Consider the following 18,529-nt stretch of genomic DNA (forward strand, 5'->3'; position numbering starts at 1 on the left):
TGAAAATGCTTTAGGTCAAAGAACCGGAGGGATATACGTATTGTACCACCTGCTGTTTGCCGGGGATGACGGGCAATTATATGATCACCGTACCCTGCGTGCGACCGGCCGGGCAGGTGACCGTTTTGTCGAACTGATGGATGACGACATGGAAAAGCTGCCTTCAGGGGCTTCTCTGGCGCTGGTGCCCGGCGGGACGCCGGTGGGGCTGACCAGGACAGGGCAATTTACCACTCTTGAACAAAACCCCTGGGCGGACGGGCGTTCATGGGCGGTTGGGGCGCTGCTTCCCCAGGGTTATACCCGTACCTTGATGCCTTCTTATGTAAGAGACAAAAAAACGCAGCCGCTGCCCTTGCTCGGTTACACCGCCGTGGCTTGCCGTAATGGCGAGCTGTATGTAGCGGCGTTGCGCACCGACGAGCCTCACCGTTGGGACCCCGCTCATTATGACACAACGGATCTACCCGCGCTGGTGCGCGACAAGCTGGCGTCATTACCCGAAAATCGCATCCTCAGCCATCTGGCTCATTGTGCCCTGGAGTATCACTGCTTCACCGCCCAAAATATTTTTTATGGCCGGTGGGAAGGCGGAATCCCAGTTTCACCTGCCTGCAACGCCCGTTGTCTGGGCTGTATATCGCTGCAACCTGCGGGTTGCTGCCCTTCGCCGCAGGCGCGCATAAAATTCCGGCCTTCCCCTGCGGAATTGGCGGAAGTAGCGGTCCCTCACCTGAACGGGGGGGATGGGGCAATCGTCAGTTTCGGGCAGGGCTGCGAGGGGGAGCCGGCGCTGGCGGCGGGCACTATAGCGGAAACAATTGAGCGTGTACGCGGGTTAACAGGTAAGGGTACGATTAATATGAACAGCAACGGCGGGTGTACCGCCGGTGTGAAGGATATTTGCCGGGCCGGCCTGAACGCGATCCGGGTCAGCTTAATCAGCGCGCTTGGGGACACCTATGACGCATACTACCGGCCACAGGACTATAGCTTGGCCGATGTTCGCCGTTCACTTGAAGTAGCGGTCTCACATGGCGTGTATACTTCACTGAATTTACTGGTCTTGCCCGGCCTGACCGACCGGGCGGATGAAGTGAAGGCTCTAGCGGCTTTCGTCAGAGAAACAGGTGTGAATCTTGTTCAGCTGCGCAACCTGAATATCGACCCGGACTGGCTTTTTGAGCGTTTACCCGGGAGCGGGGGGGACATTATCGGGGTGGCAGGTCTGATTGAGGCGCTGAAAGAAGTGCCGGGGCTGAGTGTGGGAAACTATAGCCGCCCGGTAAGATAGCAGGTTCTTCTTGCAGGCGGCTGATCGATATGCTAAAATAGATAAGTGTATTTTTTTTATAGTAGAGTAGTCAGTAATCAGTAGTCAGAATGAAAAGATAGTTTATCTTCTAGAGACATTCTGACTCCTGACTCCTGAATTCTGAATACCTGGCAATGAAAAGAGGTGAAACCCGATGAAAGAAGCTATACATCCGAAATATGGGAAAGCCAAGGTGACCTGTGTTTGTGGCGAGACTTTTGAAACAGGGTCTACCAAACAGGAACTCCGGGTGGAAATTTGTTCGAAGTGCCATCCTTTTTACACCGGAACGCAACGAACCATAGATACTGGCGGGAGAGCCGAGCGCTTCCGTAAAAAATACGGCTTAACGAAGTAGGACAGGTAGCAGGGCGGGCGCTCTGCTATTTCTGATTTAAGCGACAGTCAGCGTTAAAAGAGGTGTAAGTCATGGGTGAGAAATACCCGTATGGGGGCCAGGCGGTAATTGAGGGAGTGATGATGCGTGGGCCTGATTCACGCGCCGTCGCCGTGCGTTTGCCGGACCAGACCATTGTGGTGGACCGGAAGCCGGTGGGCTCACTGACCAAGCGGGTGCCGGTTTTAAAATGGCCGCTGGTGCGCGGGGTGGTAGTGCTGATTGAGTCACTGGTGCTCGGAATCGAATCGCTGACCTATTCGGCTAACCAGGCCGTCGGTGAAGATGAAGAATTGACCGTGAAAGAAATGGTGCTCACCATCGGCGCGGCATTGGGACTGGCTGTGCTCCTTTTTGCCGTGCTGCCCACCGCCCTGGCCCATTTTCTGCAAAAAATCGCTCCAGGCAGCTTAATCCAAAACCTGATTGAAGGCGTCTTCCGTATTGTCATCTTTCTGGCATACGTGGTTGCCATCGGCCGGCTGGAGGATATCAAGCGTGTTTTTCAGTACCATGGAGCCGAACATAAAGTGATCAACGCCTATGAAGCCGGCGACGAACTATCCGTGGGGCTAGTGCAGCGGCACTCCACCGCGCATCCCCGCTGCGGCACGAGTTTTATCTTGATCGTGTTGGTGGTCAGTATCCTGGTATTTTCCCTGCTGGGCAAACAGGTCCTTTGGTGGCGGATTCTCTCCAGGGTGCTTCTGTTGCCTGTGATCGCGGGGATTTCTTACGAATTGGTTAAACTATCAGGTAAATATGCCAGTGTTCCCTGGTGCCGCTGCTTGATCGCCCCGGGGCTTTGGCTGCAAAAATTAACGACCAGCCAGCCGGATGACGGGCAGGTGGAAGTGGCGATAACCGCCTTCGGGGCGGTGCTTAAGGCGGGTGATTAGAAGTGCTGGATAAATTGTCGGCCCTTGAGGAAAAGTACGAGGAACTGAGTAAATTGATTGCCGACCCGGAGGTGATTGCCGACCTGGGGCGCTGGCAGCAATACGTCAAAACACATGCGGATCTCGCCGACGTGGTCGGCGCGTATAAAGAATATAAGAAAACAGTTAAAGAAATTCAGGAGACGCGGGCAATCCTGAACGAAGAGTCGGACGGGGATATACTTGATATGGCCCAGGCCGAACTTGAGCAACTGCTTAAAGTTAAGTCGGACCTGGAATTGAGACTCAAGGTGCTGCTGCTGCCCAAAGACCCGAATGATGAGAAGAATGTGATCATGGAAATACGCGCCGGAACCGGCGGTGAAGAAGCGGCGCTGTTCGCGGCCGACCTGTTCCGCATGTACGCGCGCTTTGCGGAAACTCAGGGCTGGAAAACCGAAATATTGAGCGCCAATTACACGGACATCGGCGGTTTTAAAGAAGTAGTCTTTAATATTGAGGGACGCGGAGCTTACAGCAGGTTGAAATTCGAGAGCGGCACGCACCGGGTGCAGCGGATTCCCACCACTGAATCCGGCGGGCGTATTCATACGTCGGCGGCCACCGTGGCAGTGTTGCCTGAAGCCGAGGAAGTTGACGTGGAGATTGACCCGAACGACCTGCGCATTGATGTGTTCTGCGCTTCCGGACATGGCGGCCAGTCGGTGAACACAACCCAGTCCGCTGTCCGGATAACCCATATCCCGACCGGAATAGTTGTTTCCATGCAGGATGAAAAGTCACAGCATAAAAATAAAGACAGGGCGATGAAGGTGCTGATGGCGCGCCTGCTTGACCGGGCCCAAACCGAGCACCAGCAAAAGCTGGCCAGCACCCGCAAGTTAATGGTCGGGACGGGTGACCGCAGTGAGCGGATCCGAACTTATAATTTCCCCCAGAACCGGGTGACCGACCACCGGATCGGTCTTACCCTGCACCGCCTGGACGGAATTTTGGAAGGCGACCTGGGCGAGATTATCGAGACCCTGGTAACTACTGACCAGGCTGAACAACTCAAGCAAGTGGAATAATCATGTCAACTGTCAGAGAAGCCTTGCGCAAGGCCGGGCAAATACTGAAAGATAGCGGTGCCGTCACTCCCGCCCTGGACGCCGGGGTGCTTCTCGGCCACGTGACCGGCCGCAGCCATGCCGGACTATACCGGGACTGGGAGAGCGAGCTCACGCCGGAAGCGGAAGCCCGGTTTTTCATGCTGATCGCCAGGCGGGAAGCGGGCGAGCCGGTAGCCTACCTGACCGGGTGCAAGGAATTTATGGGGTTGGATTTTACTGTCAACAACACTGTTCTGATTCCCCGGCCGGAAACTGAACTGCTGGTTGAAACGGCTATTCATCTGGCGGGGAACGATGATATTATCGTTGACGTAGGCACCGGCTGTGGAGCTATCGCGGTTAGTTTGGCTGTGTTCTTGCCGCATGTCGTGATTTACGCAACCGACCTGTCACCTGACGCTATTGAGACAGCCCGTCATAACGCTGTTTTACATGGTGTAGGGCAGCGCGTATCTTTTCTGCAGGGCGATCTGCTTGTGCCGTTAGCCGGACTGGAGTTAGCCGGACGGGTGGACTTAGTTACGGCCAATCTGCCTTATATTGCCACGAGCGAACTCGGCGCGCTGTCACGGGAGGTGCAACTGGAGCCGGTAGCCGCCCTGGACGGCGGCGCGGACGGTCTGGACTTGTACCGGCGGTTAATTCCCGCCGCGGCAGAATTGCTCAAGCCGGGCGGCAGACTGATGATGGAAATCGGGAGCAGCCAGCGCGAAGCTATAGCCGCCCTCTTGAGTCCTTCATTATGGGAAACTGTGTTCCTGCAAGACCTGGCTGGACTGGACAGACTGGCGGTTGCCCGCCTTTCGACAGTAGTCAGTAGTCAGTAGACAGTAGTCAGAATAAGAGAACTTCAGTAGACAAGGGGATGTTCTTTTTTGCTTCCCTGGAGAGACCTTTGGGTATATAAAAGCGGCGATTTTGAGGCTTAGTTCAAAGAGCGAGTGAGCCCGAGGAATAGTGAGGGAATTGTTTGAGGCGCGGAGCGCCGAGTTAGACCGAACCCGAGCGTGAAAGAACTCGAACAATTATAGAGGCCGAACATGAGCCGCGCTGTATGCTCAAAGGTCATTATAGAGTGGCGATTGAGGTTTATATGCAAAATAAGAAGATTAGCACAAAATACATAACTGTAGATCCGTCTCATCCGGAACCCGGCCCCCTGGAGGAAGGCGGATCTGTATTGCGCCGGGGCGGTTTGGTTGCCTTCCCGACGGAGACCGTGTACGGCCTCGGGGCGAACGCTCTGGACGGGCGGGCTGTGGCTGGGATATTTGAAGCAAAAGGACGCCCCCAGGATAATCCTCTGATTGTCCATGTTGCCGGGCGGGAGGCGGTAAGCGGACTTGTAAAAAAAATAACCGGCGCGGCGGAAGCGTTAATGGATGCTTTTTGGCCTGGCCCCCTGACGATAATTTTATCGGTTGGTGAAGTGGTGCCGGCTCAAGTTACCGCCGGCCTGGACACTGTTGCCGTGCGCATGCCGGATCATCCGGTGGCGCTGGGCTTGATCCGCGCGGCCGGTGTACCTGTCGCAGCGCCTAGTGCCAATACTTCCGGGCGGCCCAGCCCGACGACCGCCAGGCATGTTTTAAACGATCTGGGCGGTCGGATTGATTTGATCATTGACGGCGGTCCGGCAGGAGTGGGAGTGGAGTCAACTGTCGTTGACCTGACCGCCCCGGCGCCGCTGGTGCTGAGGCCGGGCGGAGTCACACTGGAAGATTTAAGCGAAGTCCTGGAATCTGTCGCGGTGGATCCCGCGGCGCGTTCAGGGTCTAAAGGTAGATGCCGGCCGCGTTCTCCCGGCATGAAGTACACTCACTACGCGCCGCGCGCGCCGCTTTTTTTGATCGAAGGTGAAGTGAAAGCAGTAGCGGCGAAAATTATGGATCTGGCGCGGGAATACCGGGCACAAGGCCGTCGGGTCGGAGTCCTTTCGTATAATGATAAGGGGGATTTTTCTGCCGCTGGGGAGGTTGTTCTAGCCGGGCGCCGGGATAAACCTGAAACAGTAGCTGCGGCTTTATACGCAGCCTTGCGCCGCTTTGATGAGATGGAGGTCGACGTTATCCTGGCGGAAGGACTGACGGAGCAAGGTATCGGCTTAGCGGTGATGAACCGGCTGCGCAAGGCCGCGGGGGGAAAGATAATTCGCGTGTAGAACAGTAGTCAGTAGTCAGTATCCAGTAGTCAGAATAAAAGAATGAAAGAGTGGTTTATCAGATTTTAAAGACCTCCACTGCTTAAAAGGAACGGGAACACACCTCTCTTTAAAGACTGACTTTGGGGTCGGAGGAATGTCCCCAAGTCCCCAACGAATGGAAGGAATGTCCCCAACGATTTAGAATTTGGTGGTGGTGAAATCTTCTACCAAAACCCCGAAGTTTAGCGAAAGCTAAACGACTTCACTGTCTCTAAATATTTTGACTACGGACTACGGACTACTGAATTCTGACTACTATAATTTATGAAGTTTGTGAGGTGGTTCTATGGAACTGCTTTTTGTCTGTACCGGTAACACCTGCCGCAGCAGTATGGCGGAGGCGCTGGCGCGCAGGATTTTAGCGGAAAGGTTGGGAGACTCCGAAATAATTACGGTTTCGTCAGCCGGCCTGGCAGCCTGGCAAAATGCGCCCGCGTCCGCGGAAGCGGTGGAAGCGCTGGCCGGGAAAGGGATTGACCTTAAAGAGCACCGCGCCACCCGCCTAACATCTGAAATCGCCGAGCGGGCCGGACTCATCCTGACCATGACCCGGGCCCAGTGTGATTATGTCCTGAGTGTCTTCCCGGAAACATCCGGTAAAGTGTTCACTCTTGCCGAATTCGCCGGTGCTGACGGAGATGTGCCCGATCCGGTTGGTCAGTCTGTTACAGTCTACCGCCGGTGCGCGGAAAGGTTGGAGTCTCTGGTCTTCCGTGCTCTGGAGCGGCTTGCGGCAAAGGCAGAGGGATTTTTTGACCAAAATTAGAGGAATTCTTTCGATTTCTGTCGAATCTCCATAAGGTGAAATTTATTCTTGCTTAGGAAATCTTGTTGTCGGCAAGTGACCGTTGGGCATAGAATAGCAGCGAAACAATTATATGGCCGAACATGAAAGTCAAAAGTCTTGAAAAGAGGTCATTGAAATGAAAGTTGCCATAGCCAGTGATCACGGGGGATTTAAACTTAAGGAAGAAGTTGCTTCCTTTCTTCGTGATACTGGTATTGAATTCAAGGATTTCGGCACTTTTTCCGAGGAAGCGGTTGATTATCCCGACCTGGCCTTGGTAGTGGCGGAAGCGGTGCGCGACGGTGATTTCGACCGTGGTGTGCTCTGCTGCGGAACGGGTATCGGGGTGGCCATATCCGCCAATAAAGTGCCGGGCGTCAGAGCTGCATTGTGCCATGACACTTTTTCCGCCAGGGCGTCCAGGGAACATAATTGCGCTAATATACTGACCATGGGACAGCGGGTCATCGGTCCCGGTCTGGCGCGCGATATTGTGTCGACTTGGCTGCAATCGGAATTCCAAGGAGGACGGCACGCCCGCCGGATAAGTAAAATAGAAGCCATAGAGCAAAAATATAATCGATGTAGCCGGTAGTACACGGCAGTGGGGAGGATTGTTTTATATGAGTTTGTTGCGCCCTTTATCTGAAGTCGATCCGGAAATCTTCCGCGCTATTGAGCAAGAAACACAGCGGCAGCGCCTGACCCTCGAACTGATCGCTTCGGAAAACGCGGCCAGCCGGGCGGTAATGGAGGCTCAGGGCTCGGTTCTGACCAACAAGTATGCCGAAGGTTATCCCGGAAAGCGTTATTACGGCGGTTGCGAGTTTGTGGATATAGCCGAAAGCTTGGCCATTTCACGCGCCAAAAAGCTGTTCGGGGCCGAGTTCGCCAATGTGCAACCCCATTCCGGGGCGCAGGCAAACACAGCTGTTTACTTTGCCTTACTGAGTCCTGGGGACACCATTTTAGGCATGGATCTGGCCCACGGCGGCCACTTGACCCATGGCAGCCCCATCAATATATCCGGCAAGTATTTTAAGTTTGTCTTTTACGGCGTAGAGAAAGAAACCGGCCGGATTGATTATGAAAAAGTCCGGGCTATCGCCGGAGAGCATAAGCCGAAGTTGATTATCGCGGGCGCCAGTTCTTATCCCCGTGCCATCGACTTTGCCAGTTTCGGCAATATTGCCGCGGAAGTCGGAGCCTACATGATGGTTGACATGGCCCATATCGCCGGATTGGTGGCGGCCGGGTTGCATATGAGCCCTGTTCCGTATTCAGACGTGGTTACCACCACCACTCACAAGACCCTGCGCGGGCCCAGAGGCGGACTGATTCTGTGCCGTGAGAAGTACGGCGCCCAGATCAATAAGTCGGTTTTCCCTGGTATTCAAGGCGGGCCGCTGATGCATGTGATTTCCTCCAAAGCGGTGGCGTTTAAAGAAGCGATGGAACCAGATTTTATAGAATACCAGAAAAGAGTGGTCAAAAATGCCGGCGCGCTTGCCGCCGCTTTGCTTGAGCGGGGTTTTGAGGTTATTTCCGGCGGTACTGACAACCACCTGATCCTGGTTGACCTGCGCAGTAAGAATATTACCGGTAAAGAGGCGCAGGAACTGATGGACACCGTAGGCGTAACAGTGAATAAGAACCCTATCCCGTTTGACCCGTTGCCGCCGAATACCTCCAGCGGCATTCGGATCGGCACGCCGGCGGTTACCACACGTGGTTTAATAGAGGAAGATATGATCCAGATTGCTGAAATTATGAACTATGCTGTCGCCAACCGCGACGACGCCGCAAAATTGGCAAGCGCCCGGGCGAAGGTGAGCGAGATGTGCGATAAGTATCCCTTGTACTAATTAGTAGTCAGGAGTCAGAAGTCAGTAGTCAAAATAAAAGAATAAAAGAGTGAAAGATTAGTTTATTGTCTTATATATTCTGAATTCTGACTCCTGTTTAAAGGTGTTGATAGCTACTGCTCAGTAGTCAGGAGTTAAGTAGTCAGTAGTCAGAATGAAAAAGTAAAGTTTTTATTGTCTTGAGATATTCTGACTCCTGACTCCTGAGTTCTGACTCCTGTTTGAAGGTGTTGATACTTATGGAACGGCCGGGTTGGGACCAGTATTTCATGGAAATTACCAGAGTTGTGGCCAACCGGTCTACCTGTTTGCGGCGGCATGTCGGCGCCGTCCTCGTTAAAGACAAGCGTATCTTGGCCAGTGGTTATAACGGGGCTCCCGCCGGATTAAAGCATTGCCTGGAAATCGGCTGTTTGCGCGAACGGCTGGGCGTACCTTCAGGCGAGCGTCATGAGCTTTGCCGCGGCTTGCATGCGGAGCAAAATGCCGTGATTCAGGCTGCCGTGCATGGCATCGCCATCAGAGATTCAGTATGCTACGTTACCCACCAGCCCTGCCTGCTCTGCGCCAAAATTATGATTAACGCCGGTGTCGGGAAAGTGGTCTTTCAGGGTGATTACCCCGACCCCCTGGCTCAGGAAGTATTTGAGGAAGCAGGAGTGGAATTGATGAGATATGTTTAAAGAGACAGAATTCAGGAGACAGAATTCAGAATTCAGAATTCAGAATTCGGAATAAGGAAAAGGCTTTTGCTTTAAGAATTCTGAGTACCAACTCCTTGACTACCTGAATAACTATTTTATGTAAATACTTAGAGATCGGGATAAAAGAATATATTGTCTTGATATATTCTGACTCCTGACTACTGAATTCTAACTCCTGAAGAAAGGCAGTTGTAAACCTTTGCTGAAAGTGATCACAGTCTTCGGGACCAGGCCTGAAGCGATCAAAATGGCTCCGTTGGTAAAAGAGCTGGCAAAACACCGGGATGGGATAGATTGTAAAGTGGCAGTCACCGCCCAACACCGGGAGATGCTGGATCAGGTGCTTGAATTGTTTGAAATAGCGCCTGACTACGACCTGGATATTATGCGCCGGCAACAAAGCCTTTTTGACATTACCAGCCGGGCGCTGACCGGGCTGCAGGAGGTTTTTCAAAAAGAGAAACCCGATCTTGTTCTGGTCCATGGCGATACAACCACCACCTTTGTGGCCGCCTTGGCTGCTTACTATCTGCAAATACCGGTGGGGCATGTTGAGGCCGGTCTGCGGACCCGAGACAAGTTTTCGCCCTTTCCGGAGGAAATCAACCGCCACCTGACCGGCGTGCTGGCCGACCTGCATTTTGCCCCCACGGCTAACGCCAAGCAAAACCTGCTTAGTGAAGGTGTGTCTGGTGAAAGTATTTATGTGACAGGAAATACTGTGATCGATGCCCTGCTTGCCACCGTGCGGCCGGACTACGTTTTCGCCGATCAAGTATTGAGCCGGATTGATTACGGCAGCCGCAGAGTCCTGCTGGTGACGACCCACCGCAGGGAGAATCTGGGCGAACCGATGCGCGAGATATACCGCGCGCTACGGGAGGTCACGGAAAGCTACGATGATGTGGAAGTAATTTTTCCGGTGCATAAAAACCCTCTGGTCAGAAGCGTGGTGGAAGAAGAACTGGGCGGGCAAAACCGGATTCATTTGATTGAACCCCTGGATTACCAGCCTTTTGCCAACTTAATCAACTGCAGTTATCTTGTTTTGAGCGACTCCGGCGGCCTCCAGGAAGAAGCGCCCGCGTTAGGCAAGCCCGTTTTAGTGCTTCGCAACACAACCGAGCGGCCTGAGGCGGTGGATGCCGGTACTGTCCGGTTGGTGGGCACAGGCAGAGAGGCGGTGGCGTCCGAAACCAGGCGCTTGCTGGAGGAGCACGAATATTACGGAAAAATGGCCAACGCCGTCAACCCCTATGGCGACGGGCTCGCGTCCAAAAGAATTGTTCAGGCGATTAAGCACAAGTTTGGTATTTCTAAAGAACCCATGCAAGAGTTCTGTCCTTCTTAAATTTAAATGTTACTACAGAGTGGACAGTAAACAGGATAAGATATGTTCAATGTCATTAATATTCTGACTCCTGAATCCTGACTACTGACTCCTGTATATATTATTTCCAAATAAAATTTCTTTCTTCTTGGAGGAATAGCGTATTAAGTGTAGAAGCAATATATGTTGAGGGTGATTCAGGGGTGACGCCGGGTGGAAGGCAGCCAGCGCGCGTATTCACCTGTGCGTGATCCGCTGATTAAGTATGCAGAAGAAAAAAGACTATAATAAAGATATAGAGAAACGGGACCAACGGTGGGCGCTTCAGGCAATGGGTTTAACCACGGCTATCGGCACGGAGCTCGCTGTTACGGTTGTGTCCGGTTATTACTGCGGGCTGTACTTGGACCGCCATTTTGGCACCGGGCCCTGGCTCATGCTGGCTGGGGTTATTGCCGGTATAGCCATCGGGATTACTGGTATATATAAAACCTTGCAGAGGTTTTTTGCGGAGAGGAAGTAAATTTAATGCGGGACTGGGATTTTGCTGGCCAGTTAGCCAGGACATTGCGCATATCCGGCTTTCTTTTAGCATTCTATTGTCTCTTGCTGTTGCTGCAACCGGGAAATCCCGTTGTATGGGGTTTACTCGTAGGCACAGCTACGGGTATGTGGAATGCTTTTTTTCTGAGCAAAAGGCTGCATGCCGCTGTCAAGGCCGGATTGCCCCGCGCCGGTAGTCAGGTGATGGCCGGAGTTTTCTTGCGGCTTGTCATCATCATGGTGGTTCTTTATTTTGTCTCCAGAACAGGCTTTGCCAATATCTACGCCGCCGCGGCCGGTATATTTGTGGTTTCCTGCATCTTTACCTTCAGCGTCGCGGGCAACTTGCTTAAGGAAGCCAGTCTTGCTGGCTCTTTGAGATATAAATCAGTAACTACTCGGGGGCCAGGAGTCAGAAGCCAGGAGTCAGAATGAGAGAGGGTTTAGTCTCGAAGTATTCTGAATTACAACTACTGAATACTGACTACTGACTACTGACTAGTAATATAAATCAAAAAATTAAAGTAAAGGGGGTGAAAATGTAATATGTTAAGCCTAGAAGAAGTCGAAAGCAGGGTGGATGTTTGGGGTGAAGTTTTTCATCTCTGGGGGAAAGATGAGCATGGGCATGAAATTCTTTGGAATTTAACCATCGGCGGTACTCAACTGCAATTTATCCCGAAAGTGATGATAATGACCTGGCTGACGATGATCCTGGTGATGTTGTTTGCCGTTATCGCCACGCGGAACTTGGACATGAGGCGGCCGCGCGGAGCGCAAAATATCTTGGAGATGATGTTTGAAGGGATCAGGAACCTGGTCAACCAGAACATGGACATACAAAAAGGGGCAAGTATTATTGGTGTTGTGGTGACATTTTTTATCTTCATCCTGTTTTCCAACTTGCTTGGCCTTGTGCCGACGCTGAGTTCCCCGACAGCCAATCCGAACACCACTTTCGCGCTGTCTCTGACTACTTTCGCGCTTATGTATTATTTTGGGATAAAATATAAAGGCGCCGGCTACTTTAAACATTTCTTTCAACCGTATGTCTTTTTCCTTCCTATTAACTTAATAGAAGAATTTTCCAAACCGGTGACGCTGGCCTTCCGTCTTTTCGGGAATATTTATGGCGGCGAAGTCATGTTGGCGGTATTGCTGGGATTGTTTGGAGTATGGGTTCACTTTTTGGGGGGCTTCATCGCATCGGTGGTTTGGCTGGCCTTCAGTATCTTCGTGGGCTGCATCCAGGCGTTTATCTTCACCATGCTTTCTATCGTTTACATTTCCATAGCTACCTCGGAGCACTAGCCTGGTGTTAAAGTGCAATTAACCTATCTTTAAACTAGTTAAATATTCAATTAATGAAAGGGTGGAAAATTTAGATGGAAAACCAAATGTTACAAGCTGGAGCCGCTATTGGAACTGCTATCGCAATTGGCTTGGGCGCATGCGGCGCTGCTATTGGTGACGGTGTCATGACCGGTAAAGCGATTGAGGCGATCGCCCGCCAACCGGAAGCCAGGGGATCAACAATGACCCTGCTGTTTATTTCTCTTGGTCTGATCGAAGCTCTGCCGGTTATCGCGATTGTTATTGCCTTCATGCTGTGGGGCAAGGTTGGTGGCTGAGAAAAAGCATCAGTCGCCGGGAGCCGGATGCCGGCCATTGTTTGACGCCTGGCGGCAGGCGGCCGGATTTACGGTGATCGGCGGTTGGTTACACTAACCTCCGGCACCTGATGACCGAATTTTACGTTTGACGTCCGGTGTCAGACGTTTGAATGGAGGGGAAAAAGTTTTGGAACATTTTCCAAATGCAACCCTGCTGGCGCAGGTCTTTGACTTCGTTGTTCTGTTGATTTTACTTAGAGTATTTGCCTACAAGCCGATTACCAAACTACTGTCCGATCGCCAAAAGCTTATTGGTGACAGTATCGCGGCCGCAGAGCAGGAAAGGCAGCAGGCTGAGCAGTATAAAGCAGAGTTTGAGGCGGAATTGCGCCGCGCCCGCGAGCATGCCCAGGAGATTATCCAGAAAGCTACCAAAGCGGGTGAGGATCAGGCTGTTGAAATCATTGAAAACGCCAAGAATGAGGCAAAGAGGCTGAAAGATTCGGCCGTTGTCGAGATTCAGCGTGAAAAAGACAAGGCTGTCGCTGAGATGCGCGAACAGGCCGCGACTCTGGCCGTACTTGTGGCCGGCAAGATCCTGGAGCGCCAGATTGACGACAAGATCCAGCACGAGTTGGTCCAGGAGTTCGTTAAAGAGGCAGGGGAACTGCTATGCTAAAAGGGGCTGTAGCAGGGCGCTACTCGGCGGCGTTATATGATCTCGCCGCGGAATCAAATAACATTGATCAAATAGAAGATGAATTAAAAGCCGTAAACGCGATCTTTCAAGATAACACCGACCTGCAAAAAGTGCTGTACCACCCCCAGATTACGGCTGCCGCGAAGAAGGAACTGCTTGACCAGTTGTTTAAGGGGAATATATCAGATTTGACCCTTAACTTTATTAAATTGCTGGTGGACCGCCGGCGGGAGACGTTTTTTGGGGATATCGCTTCGGAGTTTATCGCCCAGGCCAACGCGTCACGTAATATGGTGGAGGCCCGGGTCACTTCTGTGGTAGATTTGCAGGATCAGGAAAAAGGTGAGTTTGACCAGTTGCTGGCCAAGCTGACCGGCAAAAAAGTGCAGGTTTCTTATGCTACAGATCCGTCTCTGATCGGGGGAGTGTTGGTCCGGATCGGGGACAAGGTAATTGACGGCACGATTAAGGCCAAGTTGGCTGCCCTCGGAGATCGTCTCAAGCAAATCAGCTAACTATAGATAGGGGTGAACCAGTGAATGAATTTGCGACCTGAAGAAATCAGTTCGATTATCCGGCAGCAAATAGATAAATACCAGACACAGATCGAAATGACCGACGTGGGTACCGTTATCCAGGTCGGTGACGGGATCGCCCGGGTATACGGCCTGATGGAATGTATGTCCATGGAACTGCTGGAATTCCCAGGCGGCGTGCTGGGGATGGCCCTCAACCTGGAAGAAGACAATATCGGCTGTGTTATTCTCGGCCCGTACAAGCATATTAAAGAGGGCGACACCGTCAAGCGCACCGGCCGGATCGTTTCGGTGCCGGTGGGCGACGCCCTGATTGGCCGGGTGGTTAGCCCGCTAGGCCAGCCGCTGGACGGCAAGGGTCCGATCAATAGCGACAAGTTTCTTCCCGTTGAAAAGATCGCCCCGGGCGTTATGTTCCGGAAGAAGGTGCACCAGCCGATGATGACCGGCTTAAAAGCCATCGACTCGATGACCCCGATTGGCCGCGGCCAGCGGGAGTTAATCCTCGGCGACCGTCAGACCGGCAAGACCGCGATAGCCATCGACGCGATCATCAACCAAAAGGGCGGCGACGTGATCTGCATCTATGTTGCCGTCGGCCAGAAGCAGTCTACCGTCGCCAACGTGATGCAGAAGCTGCAGGACACCGGCGCGATGGACTACACCATCATCGTTTCCGCCACTGCTTCCGACCCGGCCCCGCTGCTCTATATCGCTCCGTTCGCGGGCGCCGCCATGGGCGAGGAATTCATGTCCCAGGGCAAACACGTTTTAATCGTCTACGATGACCTGTCCAAACAGGCGTCCGCTTACCGCGAGCTCTCGCTGCTGCTGCGCCGGCCGCCTGGACGCGAGGCTTACCCGGGCGACGTTTTCAACCTGCACAGCCGGCTGCTGGAGCGGGCTTGCAAGCTTTCGGACGACCTCGGCGCCGGTTCCATGACCGCGCTGCCGATTATTGAAACTCAGGCGGGTGACGTTTCCGCCTATATTCCGACTAACGTCATTTCTATTACCGACGGCCAGATCTTCCTTGAGCCCGACCTGTTTTACGCCGGTATCCGCCCGGCGGTGAACGTGGGTATCTCGGTGTCCCGGGTCGGCGGCGCGGCCCAGGTGAAAGCGATGAAAAAAGTCGCCGGCGGCCTGCGCATCGACTTGGCCCAGTACCGCGAACTGGCCGCTTTCGCCCAGTTCGGCTCCGATCTGGACAAGGCTACGCAAGCCAGGCTGACCCGCGGCGAGCGCATGGTGGAGTTGCTCAAGCAAGACCAGTACGTGCCGATGCCGGTGGAAGAGCAAGTGGCGAGCATATACGCCGCATCCAACGGTTTCCTCGACGACCTGCCGGTCGAGCAGGTGCTGCCGTTTGAAGCGGAATACTTGAAGTATATGAGGGCCAATAAAGCCAACCTGCTTGAGGAAATCCGCACGACCGGCGATCTGGCGGATAAGTTGCAGGAAAACCTGAATGCAGCCATTGCAGAGTTTAAGGCCGAATTCAAAGCCGCTCACGGTCTGGCGTAATGCGTTTCAGACAATTACCGGCTAACAAGGTGGTGAAAACATAAATGGCAAGTTTGCGCGATCTCCGGCGCCGGATCAAGGCTACCGAGAACATGCAGAAGATTACTAAAGCGATGAAGGCTGTGTCGGCTGCCAAGATGAGGCGCGCGCAGGACGCGGTGCTGGCCGCCCGCCCGTATTCCAAAAGAATCAGGGGGGTGCTCGGCCGGGTGGCGCTGGCTTCCGGCGCGGTAAAGCACCCGCTGCTGGCCGTGCGTGAACCGAAGAAAGTCTGCTACGTCATTATTACCGCCGACCGGGGCCTGTGCGGCGGCTTTAACGGCAACGTGATACGGCGGGTAGCCCAAGAAGTGAAAGGCGCTGTTGCGGAAATCAGCATGATCACGGCCGGCCGGAAGGGATATGACTTTTTCCGCAAGCGCGGGTACAATATCGACGGGCATTTCATCGGTCTGGGTGATGAGATCAAGTACCAAACGGCCCAGGGAATCAGTTCGTTGGTTATAAGAAAATACACAGAGGCGGAATACGACGAGGTCTACCTCGTCTACAGCCAGTTTGTTAACGTAATGGTGCAGAAACCTGTTGTGATGAAGCTGCTGCCGGCTGAGCCGCCTGCTGAAGAAGGTAAGGAAGGCCAGGAAGGCCAGGTCCAGAAAGTTAACTACATTTTTGAGCCTGAGGCGGAAGCGGTGCTGGCCGAGTTGCTGCCGAAGTATCTTGAAAACGCTGTTTACCAGGGGCTGCTGGAATCCAAGGCCGGAGAGCAATGCGCTCGCATGAGTGCCATGGACAACGCCACGAAGAACGCTTCTGAGATGATCAGCAAGCTGACGCTGTCCATGAACAGGGCCCGCCAAGCCGCGATTACGAGTGAAATTTCCGAAATTGTGGGCGGCGCGGCCGCCCTTGAATAAGGGTGAAGGAGGTAACGTGTAGCAAATGAACGTTGGACATATAGTGCAAGTTATCGGCGTTGTGGTGGACATCCGTTTTCCACCCGGCCAAGTCCCTGATATTTATAACGCGATTAAAATAACAAGCGAAAAAGAAGATATGTTCGGCCGGAAAATCGACCTTACCCTGGAAGTAGCCCAACACCTGGGCAACAATACGGTCCGAACCGTGGCGATGTCGGCTACGGACGGCCTGGTCCGCGGTATGGAAGCGGTTGACACCGGCGCTCCGATCAGCGTGCCGGTGGGCAAGACAACCCTCGGCCGCATGGTTGACGTTTTGGGTGAACCCATTGACGGCCTTGGCGAGATTCCAAGCGAGATGAAATATCCCATCCACCGGCCGGCTCCCCCGCTGACGGAACAGTCAACCAGGGAGGAGCAATTGGAAACCGGCATTAAGGTGATTGACTTGCTGGTGCCCTTCCTCAAGGGCGGCAAGATCGGCTTGTTCGGCGGCGCCGGCGTGGGCAAGACCGTCGTCGTGATGGAGCTGATTAATAACATTGCCAAGCAGCACGGCGGCATTTCAGTATTCGCCGGTGTGGGTGAGCGTACCCGTGAAGGCAAAGACCTCTACGACGAAATGACTGAGGCGGGCGTATTGGACAAGACCACCATGGTGTTCGGCCAGATGAACGAGCCGCCGGGAGCCCGCTTGCGGGTGGTGCTGACCGGACTGTGCCTGGCTGAATACTTCCGTGACGAGGAAGGCGCCGACACCCTGCTGTTCGTTGATAACATCTTCCGTTTCACCCAGGCCGGCTCCGAGGTTTCCGCGCTGCTCGGCCGGATGCCTTCCGCCGTGGGTTACCAGCCGACGCTGGCCACGGAAATGGGCCAGATGCAGGAACGGATTACATCCACTTCGAAGGGTTCAGTTACATCCGTGCAGGCTGTTTACGTGCCTGCCGACGACCTGACCGACCCGGCTCCGGCCACGACGTTCGCCCACCTGGACGGCACCGTCGTGCTTTCCCGCCAGATTGCCGAGCTTGGCATTTACCCGGCGGTGGACCCCCTCGACTCGACATCACGTATCCTTAGCCCGAACGTTATCGGGGCTGAGCACTACAGCGTGGCCCGGAATGTGCAAATGGTGCTGCAGCGTTACAAGGAACTGCAGGACATCATCGCCATTCTCGGTATGGAAGAGTTGAGCGATGAAGACAAAACCATCGTGGCGCGCGCCCGGAAAATGCAGAGATTCCTGTCGCAGCCATTCAACGTGGCGGAGGCCTTCACAGGCATGGACGGCAAGATTGTTCCGGTTAAGGAAACCATCCGCGGGTTCAAAGAAATTCTCGACGGCAAGCACGACGACCTGCCGGAAGACGCCTTCTACATGGTGGGCGGCATCGAAGAAGCCGTGGAGAAAGCTAAGAAGCTGGCCGGCTAGACCTGCAGCCGGTAAAAAGCTGCCGGTCGGCAGGCCGCATATGGAAAGGCAGTGGATTTTAAATGTCGGATAAGACCCAGCGACTGGATATAGTGACACCTCAAAAGAAGATTTTTAGTGAAGATGTCAGGTTTTTCGTGGCGCCGGGCAGCGAGGGTGAACTCGGTCTCCTGCCGGATCACGCCGCTATAATTACCGCCCTGAAAATTGGCCTTTTGCGCATCGAGCAGGAAGGCAAAAAGTTTAATATCGCTGTGAGCGGCGGTTTCCTTGAGGTCAGAAACAGCAAGGCGACCGTGTTAGCTACTGCGGCCGAGCGGGCGGAAGATATTGACGTGGATCGCGCTGAGGCGGCCAAGCAGCGCGCCGAGCAGCGGCTTGCTGCCAAGGCGCCCGACTTGGACGTGCTCAGAGCTGAGTTGGCGCTGAAACGTGCCCTCAACCGCTTAAAGGCGGTAGGCCGTTAAAGTGAAAGCGATTAAAAGCGTATCGCGGGGGCTGACAAAAGTCAGCCCTTTTTTGTTCGCCCGGCATGTCTGCCGAGCCAATGGGTTGAAAGAAACCCTGTCACCTAACCAGCGGGAAGACAACCTGTAGACAAGGGCGTCACTGGCAACGGTGGGGTCTGAAGGAAGTCGAAGGG

22 protein-coding genes are annotated in these 18,529 nt (G+C 53.7%); 21 read left to right on the forward strand and 1 reads right to left on the reverse strand.

The window, feature by feature from the left end; translation table 11 throughout:
- The first annotated feature begins 40 nt into the window (after window positions 1–40).
- From L7E55_RS04460 to L7E55_RS04560, 21 genes are all read left to right on the forward strand, one after another.
- Window positions 41–1,294, forward strand: coding sequence for a radical SAM family protein (locus tag L7E55_RS04460; protein WP_277442847.1), 1,254 nt, complete (start codon window positions 41–43; stop codon window positions 1,292–1,294).
- Between the two features lie 175 nt (window positions 1,295–1,469).
- On the forward strand, window positions 1,470–1,673 hold the full coding sequence (gene rpmE / locus L7E55_RS04465) for a 50S ribosomal protein L31 (RefSeq protein WP_277442848.1): 204 nt from the start codon (window positions 1,470–1,472) through the stop codon (window positions 1,671–1,673).
- A gap of 71 nt (window positions 1,674–1,744) precedes the next feature.
- On the forward strand, window positions 1,745–2,611 hold the full coding sequence (locus L7E55_RS04470) for a DUF1385 domain-containing protein (RefSeq protein ID WP_277442849.1): 867 nt from the start codon (window positions 1,745–1,747) through the stop codon (window positions 2,609–2,611).
- Between the two features lie 2 nt (window positions 2,612–2,613).
- Complete coding sequence (gene prfA, locus L7E55_RS04475) at window positions 2,614–3,681, forward strand: peptide chain release factor 1 (protein ID WP_277442850.1); 1,068 nt, start codon at window positions 2,614–2,616, stop codon at window positions 3,679–3,681.
- A gap of 2 nt (window positions 3,682–3,683) precedes the next feature.
- Window positions 3,684–4,550 carry a peptide chain release factor N(5)-glutamine methyltransferase gene (gene prmC, locus L7E55_RS04480; protein ID WP_277442851.1) on the forward strand — a complete coding sequence of 289 codons (867 nt, stop codon included), beginning with the start codon at window positions 3,684–3,686 and terminating at the stop codon, window positions 4,548–4,550.
- Window positions 4,551–4,777: 227 nt separating this feature from the next.
- Window positions 4,778–5,884 carry an L-threonylcarbamoyladenylate synthase gene (locus L7E55_RS04485; protein WP_277442852.1) on the forward strand — a complete coding sequence of 369 codons (1,107 nt, stop codon included), beginning with the start codon at window positions 4,778–4,780 and terminating at the stop codon, window positions 5,882–5,884.
- Between the two features lie 328 nt (window positions 5,885–6,212).
- Entirely contained in the window at window positions 6,213–6,692 is a 480-nt protein-coding gene (locus L7E55_RS04490; protein WP_277442853.1) for a low molecular weight protein arginine phosphatase, read from the forward strand.
- A gap of 157 nt (window positions 6,693–6,849) precedes the next feature.
- Window positions 6,850–7,308 (forward strand): ribose 5-phosphate isomerase B, encoded by a 459-nt coding sequence (rpiB, locus tag L7E55_RS04495; RefSeq protein WP_277442854.1) that lies wholly within the window; start codon window positions 6,850–6,852, stop codon window positions 7,306–7,308.
- 28 nt (window positions 7,309–7,336) lie between these two features.
- Window positions 7,337–8,578 (forward strand): serine hydroxymethyltransferase, encoded by a 1,242-nt coding sequence (gene glyA / locus L7E55_RS04500; protein WP_277442855.1) that lies wholly within the window; start codon window positions 7,337–7,339, stop codon window positions 8,576–8,578.
- Between the two features lie 239 nt (window positions 8,579–8,817).
- Window positions 8,818–9,261 (forward strand): deoxycytidylate deaminase, encoded by a 444-nt coding sequence (locus L7E55_RS04505; protein ID WP_277442856.1) that lies wholly within the window; start codon window positions 8,818–8,820, stop codon window positions 9,259–9,261.
- 220 nt (window positions 9,262–9,481) lie between these two features.
- Window positions 9,482–10,633 (forward strand): non-hydrolyzing UDP-N-acetylglucosamine 2-epimerase, encoded by a 1,152-nt coding sequence (wecB, locus tag L7E55_RS04510; protein ID WP_277442857.1) that lies wholly within the window; start codon window positions 9,482–9,484, stop codon window positions 10,631–10,633.
- Window positions 10,634–10,877: 244 nt separating this feature from the next.
- The gene (locus L7E55_RS04515) at window positions 10,878–11,135 is read left to right on the forward strand and encodes an AtpZ/AtpI family protein (RefSeq protein WP_277442858.1); all 258 of its coding nucleotides are present in this window, start codon (window positions 10,878–10,880) and stop codon (window positions 11,133–11,135) included.
- Window positions 11,136–11,140: 5 nt separating this feature from the next.
- Window positions 11,141–11,590, forward strand: coding sequence for an ATP synthase subunit I (locus L7E55_RS04520; RefSeq protein ID WP_277442859.1), 450 nt, complete (start codon window positions 11,141–11,143; stop codon window positions 11,588–11,590).
- Window positions 11,591–11,701: 111 nt separating this feature from the next.
- Entirely contained in the window at window positions 11,702–12,466 is a 765-nt protein-coding gene (gene atpB / locus L7E55_RS04525; protein WP_277442860.1) for a F0F1 ATP synthase subunit A, read from the forward strand.
- Window positions 12,467–12,540: 74 nt separating this feature from the next.
- Complete coding sequence (gene atpE, locus L7E55_RS04530) at window positions 12,541–12,786, forward strand: F0F1 ATP synthase subunit C (protein ID WP_277442861.1); 246 nt, start codon at window positions 12,541–12,543, stop codon at window positions 12,784–12,786.
- A gap of 169 nt (window positions 12,787–12,955) precedes the next feature.
- Window positions 12,956–13,447 carry a F0F1 ATP synthase subunit B gene (atpF, locus tag L7E55_RS04535; protein WP_277442862.1) on the forward strand — a complete coding sequence of 164 codons (492 nt, stop codon included), beginning with the start codon at window positions 12,956–12,958 and terminating at the stop codon, window positions 13,445–13,447.
- A complete protein-coding gene (locus tag L7E55_RS04540) occupies window positions 13,441–13,983 on the forward strand; it encodes a F0F1 ATP synthase subunit delta (protein WP_277442863.1) in 543 nt (180 codons plus the stop codon). Before atpF ends, L7E55_RS04540 begins: the two co-directional genes overlap by 7 nt.
- A 24-nt stretch (window positions 13,984–14,007) precedes the next feature.
- Window positions 14,008–15,531: a F0F1 ATP synthase subunit alpha gene (gene atpA / locus L7E55_RS04545; protein ID WP_277442864.1), complete on the forward strand. Its 1,524-nt coding sequence runs from the start codon at window positions 14,008–14,010 to the stop codon at window positions 15,529–15,531.
- A gap of 44 nt (window positions 15,532–15,575) precedes the next feature.
- On the forward strand, window positions 15,576–16,448 hold the full coding sequence (gene atpG, locus L7E55_RS04550) for an ATP synthase F1 subunit gamma (RefSeq protein ID WP_277442865.1): 873 nt from the start codon (window positions 15,576–15,578) through the stop codon (window positions 16,446–16,448).
- A 25-nt stretch (window positions 16,449–16,473) separates the two neighbouring features.
- The gene (gene atpD / locus L7E55_RS04555; RefSeq protein WP_277442866.1) at window positions 16,474–17,886 is read left to right on the forward strand and encodes a F0F1 ATP synthase subunit beta; all 1,413 of its coding nucleotides are present in this window, start codon (window positions 16,474–16,476) and stop codon (window positions 17,884–17,886) included.
- Window positions 17,887–17,948: 62 nt separating this feature from the next.
- Window positions 17,949–18,353: a F0F1 ATP synthase subunit epsilon gene (locus L7E55_RS04560; RefSeq protein WP_277442867.1), complete on the forward strand. Its 405-nt coding sequence runs from the start codon at window positions 17,949–17,951 to the stop codon at window positions 18,351–18,353.
- On the opposite strand, the gene L7E55_RS04565 is transcribed toward L7E55_RS04560, so the two are convergent.
- Window positions 18,333–18,529, reverse strand: a 197-nt coding sequence (locus L7E55_RS04565; protein ID WP_277442868.1) for a hypothetical protein, incomplete at its 5' end; no start/stop codon positions are given. The genes L7E55_RS04560 and L7E55_RS04565 overlap by 21 nt on opposite strands.

It is taken from the genome of Pelotomaculum isophthalicicum JI (assembly GCF_029478095.1).
GTDB classification, from domain to species: Bacteria; Bacillota; Desulfotomaculia; order Desulfotomaculales; family Pelotomaculaceae; genus Pelotomaculum_D; species Pelotomaculum_D isophthalicicum.

What these genes read in the sequence shown, in the direction of transcription:
- rpmE (WP_277442848.1), top strand. Translation starts at nt 1,470, where the DNA reads ATGAAAGAAGCTATACATCCGAAATATGGGAAAGCCAAGGTGACCTGT.
- L7E55_RS04470 (WP_277442849.1), top strand. Translation starts at nt 1,745, where the DNA reads ATGGGTGAGAAATACCCGTATGGGGGCCAGGCGGTAATTGAGGGAGTG.
- prmC (WP_277442851.1), top strand. Translation starts at nt 3,684, where the DNA reads ATGTCAACTGTCAGAGAAGCCTTGCGCAAGGCCGGGCAAATACTGAAA.
- L7E55_RS04485 (WP_277442852.1), top strand. Translation starts at nt 4,778, where the DNA reads ATGCTCAAAGGTCATTATAGAGTGGCGATTGAGGTTTATATGCAAAAT.
- L7E55_RS04490 (WP_277442853.1), top strand. Translation starts at nt 6,213, where the DNA reads ATGGAACTGCTTTTTGTCTGTACCGGTAACACCTGCCGCAGCAGTATG.
- rpiB (WP_277442854.1), top strand. Translation starts at nt 6,850, where the DNA reads ATGAAAGTTGCCATAGCCAGTGATCACGGGGGATTTAAACTTAAGGAA.
- glyA (WP_277442855.1), top strand. Translation starts at nt 7,337, where the DNA reads ATGAGTTTGTTGCGCCCTTTATCTGAAGTCGATCCGGAAATCTTCCGC.
- L7E55_RS04505 (WP_277442856.1), top strand. Translation starts at nt 8,818, where the DNA reads ATGGAACGGCCGGGTTGGGACCAGTATTTCATGGAAATTACCAGAGTT.
- L7E55_RS04515 (WP_277442858.1), top strand. Translation starts at nt 10,878, where the DNA reads ATGCAGAAGAAAAAAGACTATAATAAAGATATAGAGAAACGGGACCAA.
- L7E55_RS04520 (WP_277442859.1), top strand. Translation starts at nt 11,141, where the DNA reads ATGCGGGACTGGGATTTTGCTGGCCAGTTAGCCAGGACATTGCGCATA.
- atpB (WP_277442860.1), top strand. Translation starts at nt 11,702, where the DNA reads ATGTTAAGCCTAGAAGAAGTCGAAAGCAGGGTGGATGTTTGGGGTGAA.
- atpE (WP_277442861.1), top strand. Translation starts at nt 12,541, where the DNA reads ATGGAAAACCAAATGTTACAAGCTGGAGCCGCTATTGGAACTGCTATC.
- L7E55_RS04540 (WP_277442863.1), top strand. Translation starts at nt 13,441, where the DNA reads ATGCTAAAAGGGGCTGTAGCAGGGCGCTACTCGGCGGCGTTATATGAT.
- atpA (WP_277442864.1), top strand. Translation starts at nt 14,008, where the DNA reads ATGAATTTGCGACCTGAAGAAATCAGTTCGATTATCCGGCAGCAAATA.
- atpG (WP_277442865.1), top strand. Translation starts at nt 15,576, where the DNA reads ATGGCAAGTTTGCGCGATCTCCGGCGCCGGATCAAGGCTACCGAGAAC.
- atpD (WP_277442866.1), top strand. Translation starts at nt 16,474, where the DNA reads ATGAACGTTGGACATATAGTGCAAGTTATCGGCGTTGTGGTGGACATC.
- L7E55_RS04560 (WP_277442867.1), top strand. Translation starts at nt 17,949, where the DNA reads ATGTCGGATAAGACCCAGCGACTGGATATAGTGACACCTCAAAAGAAG.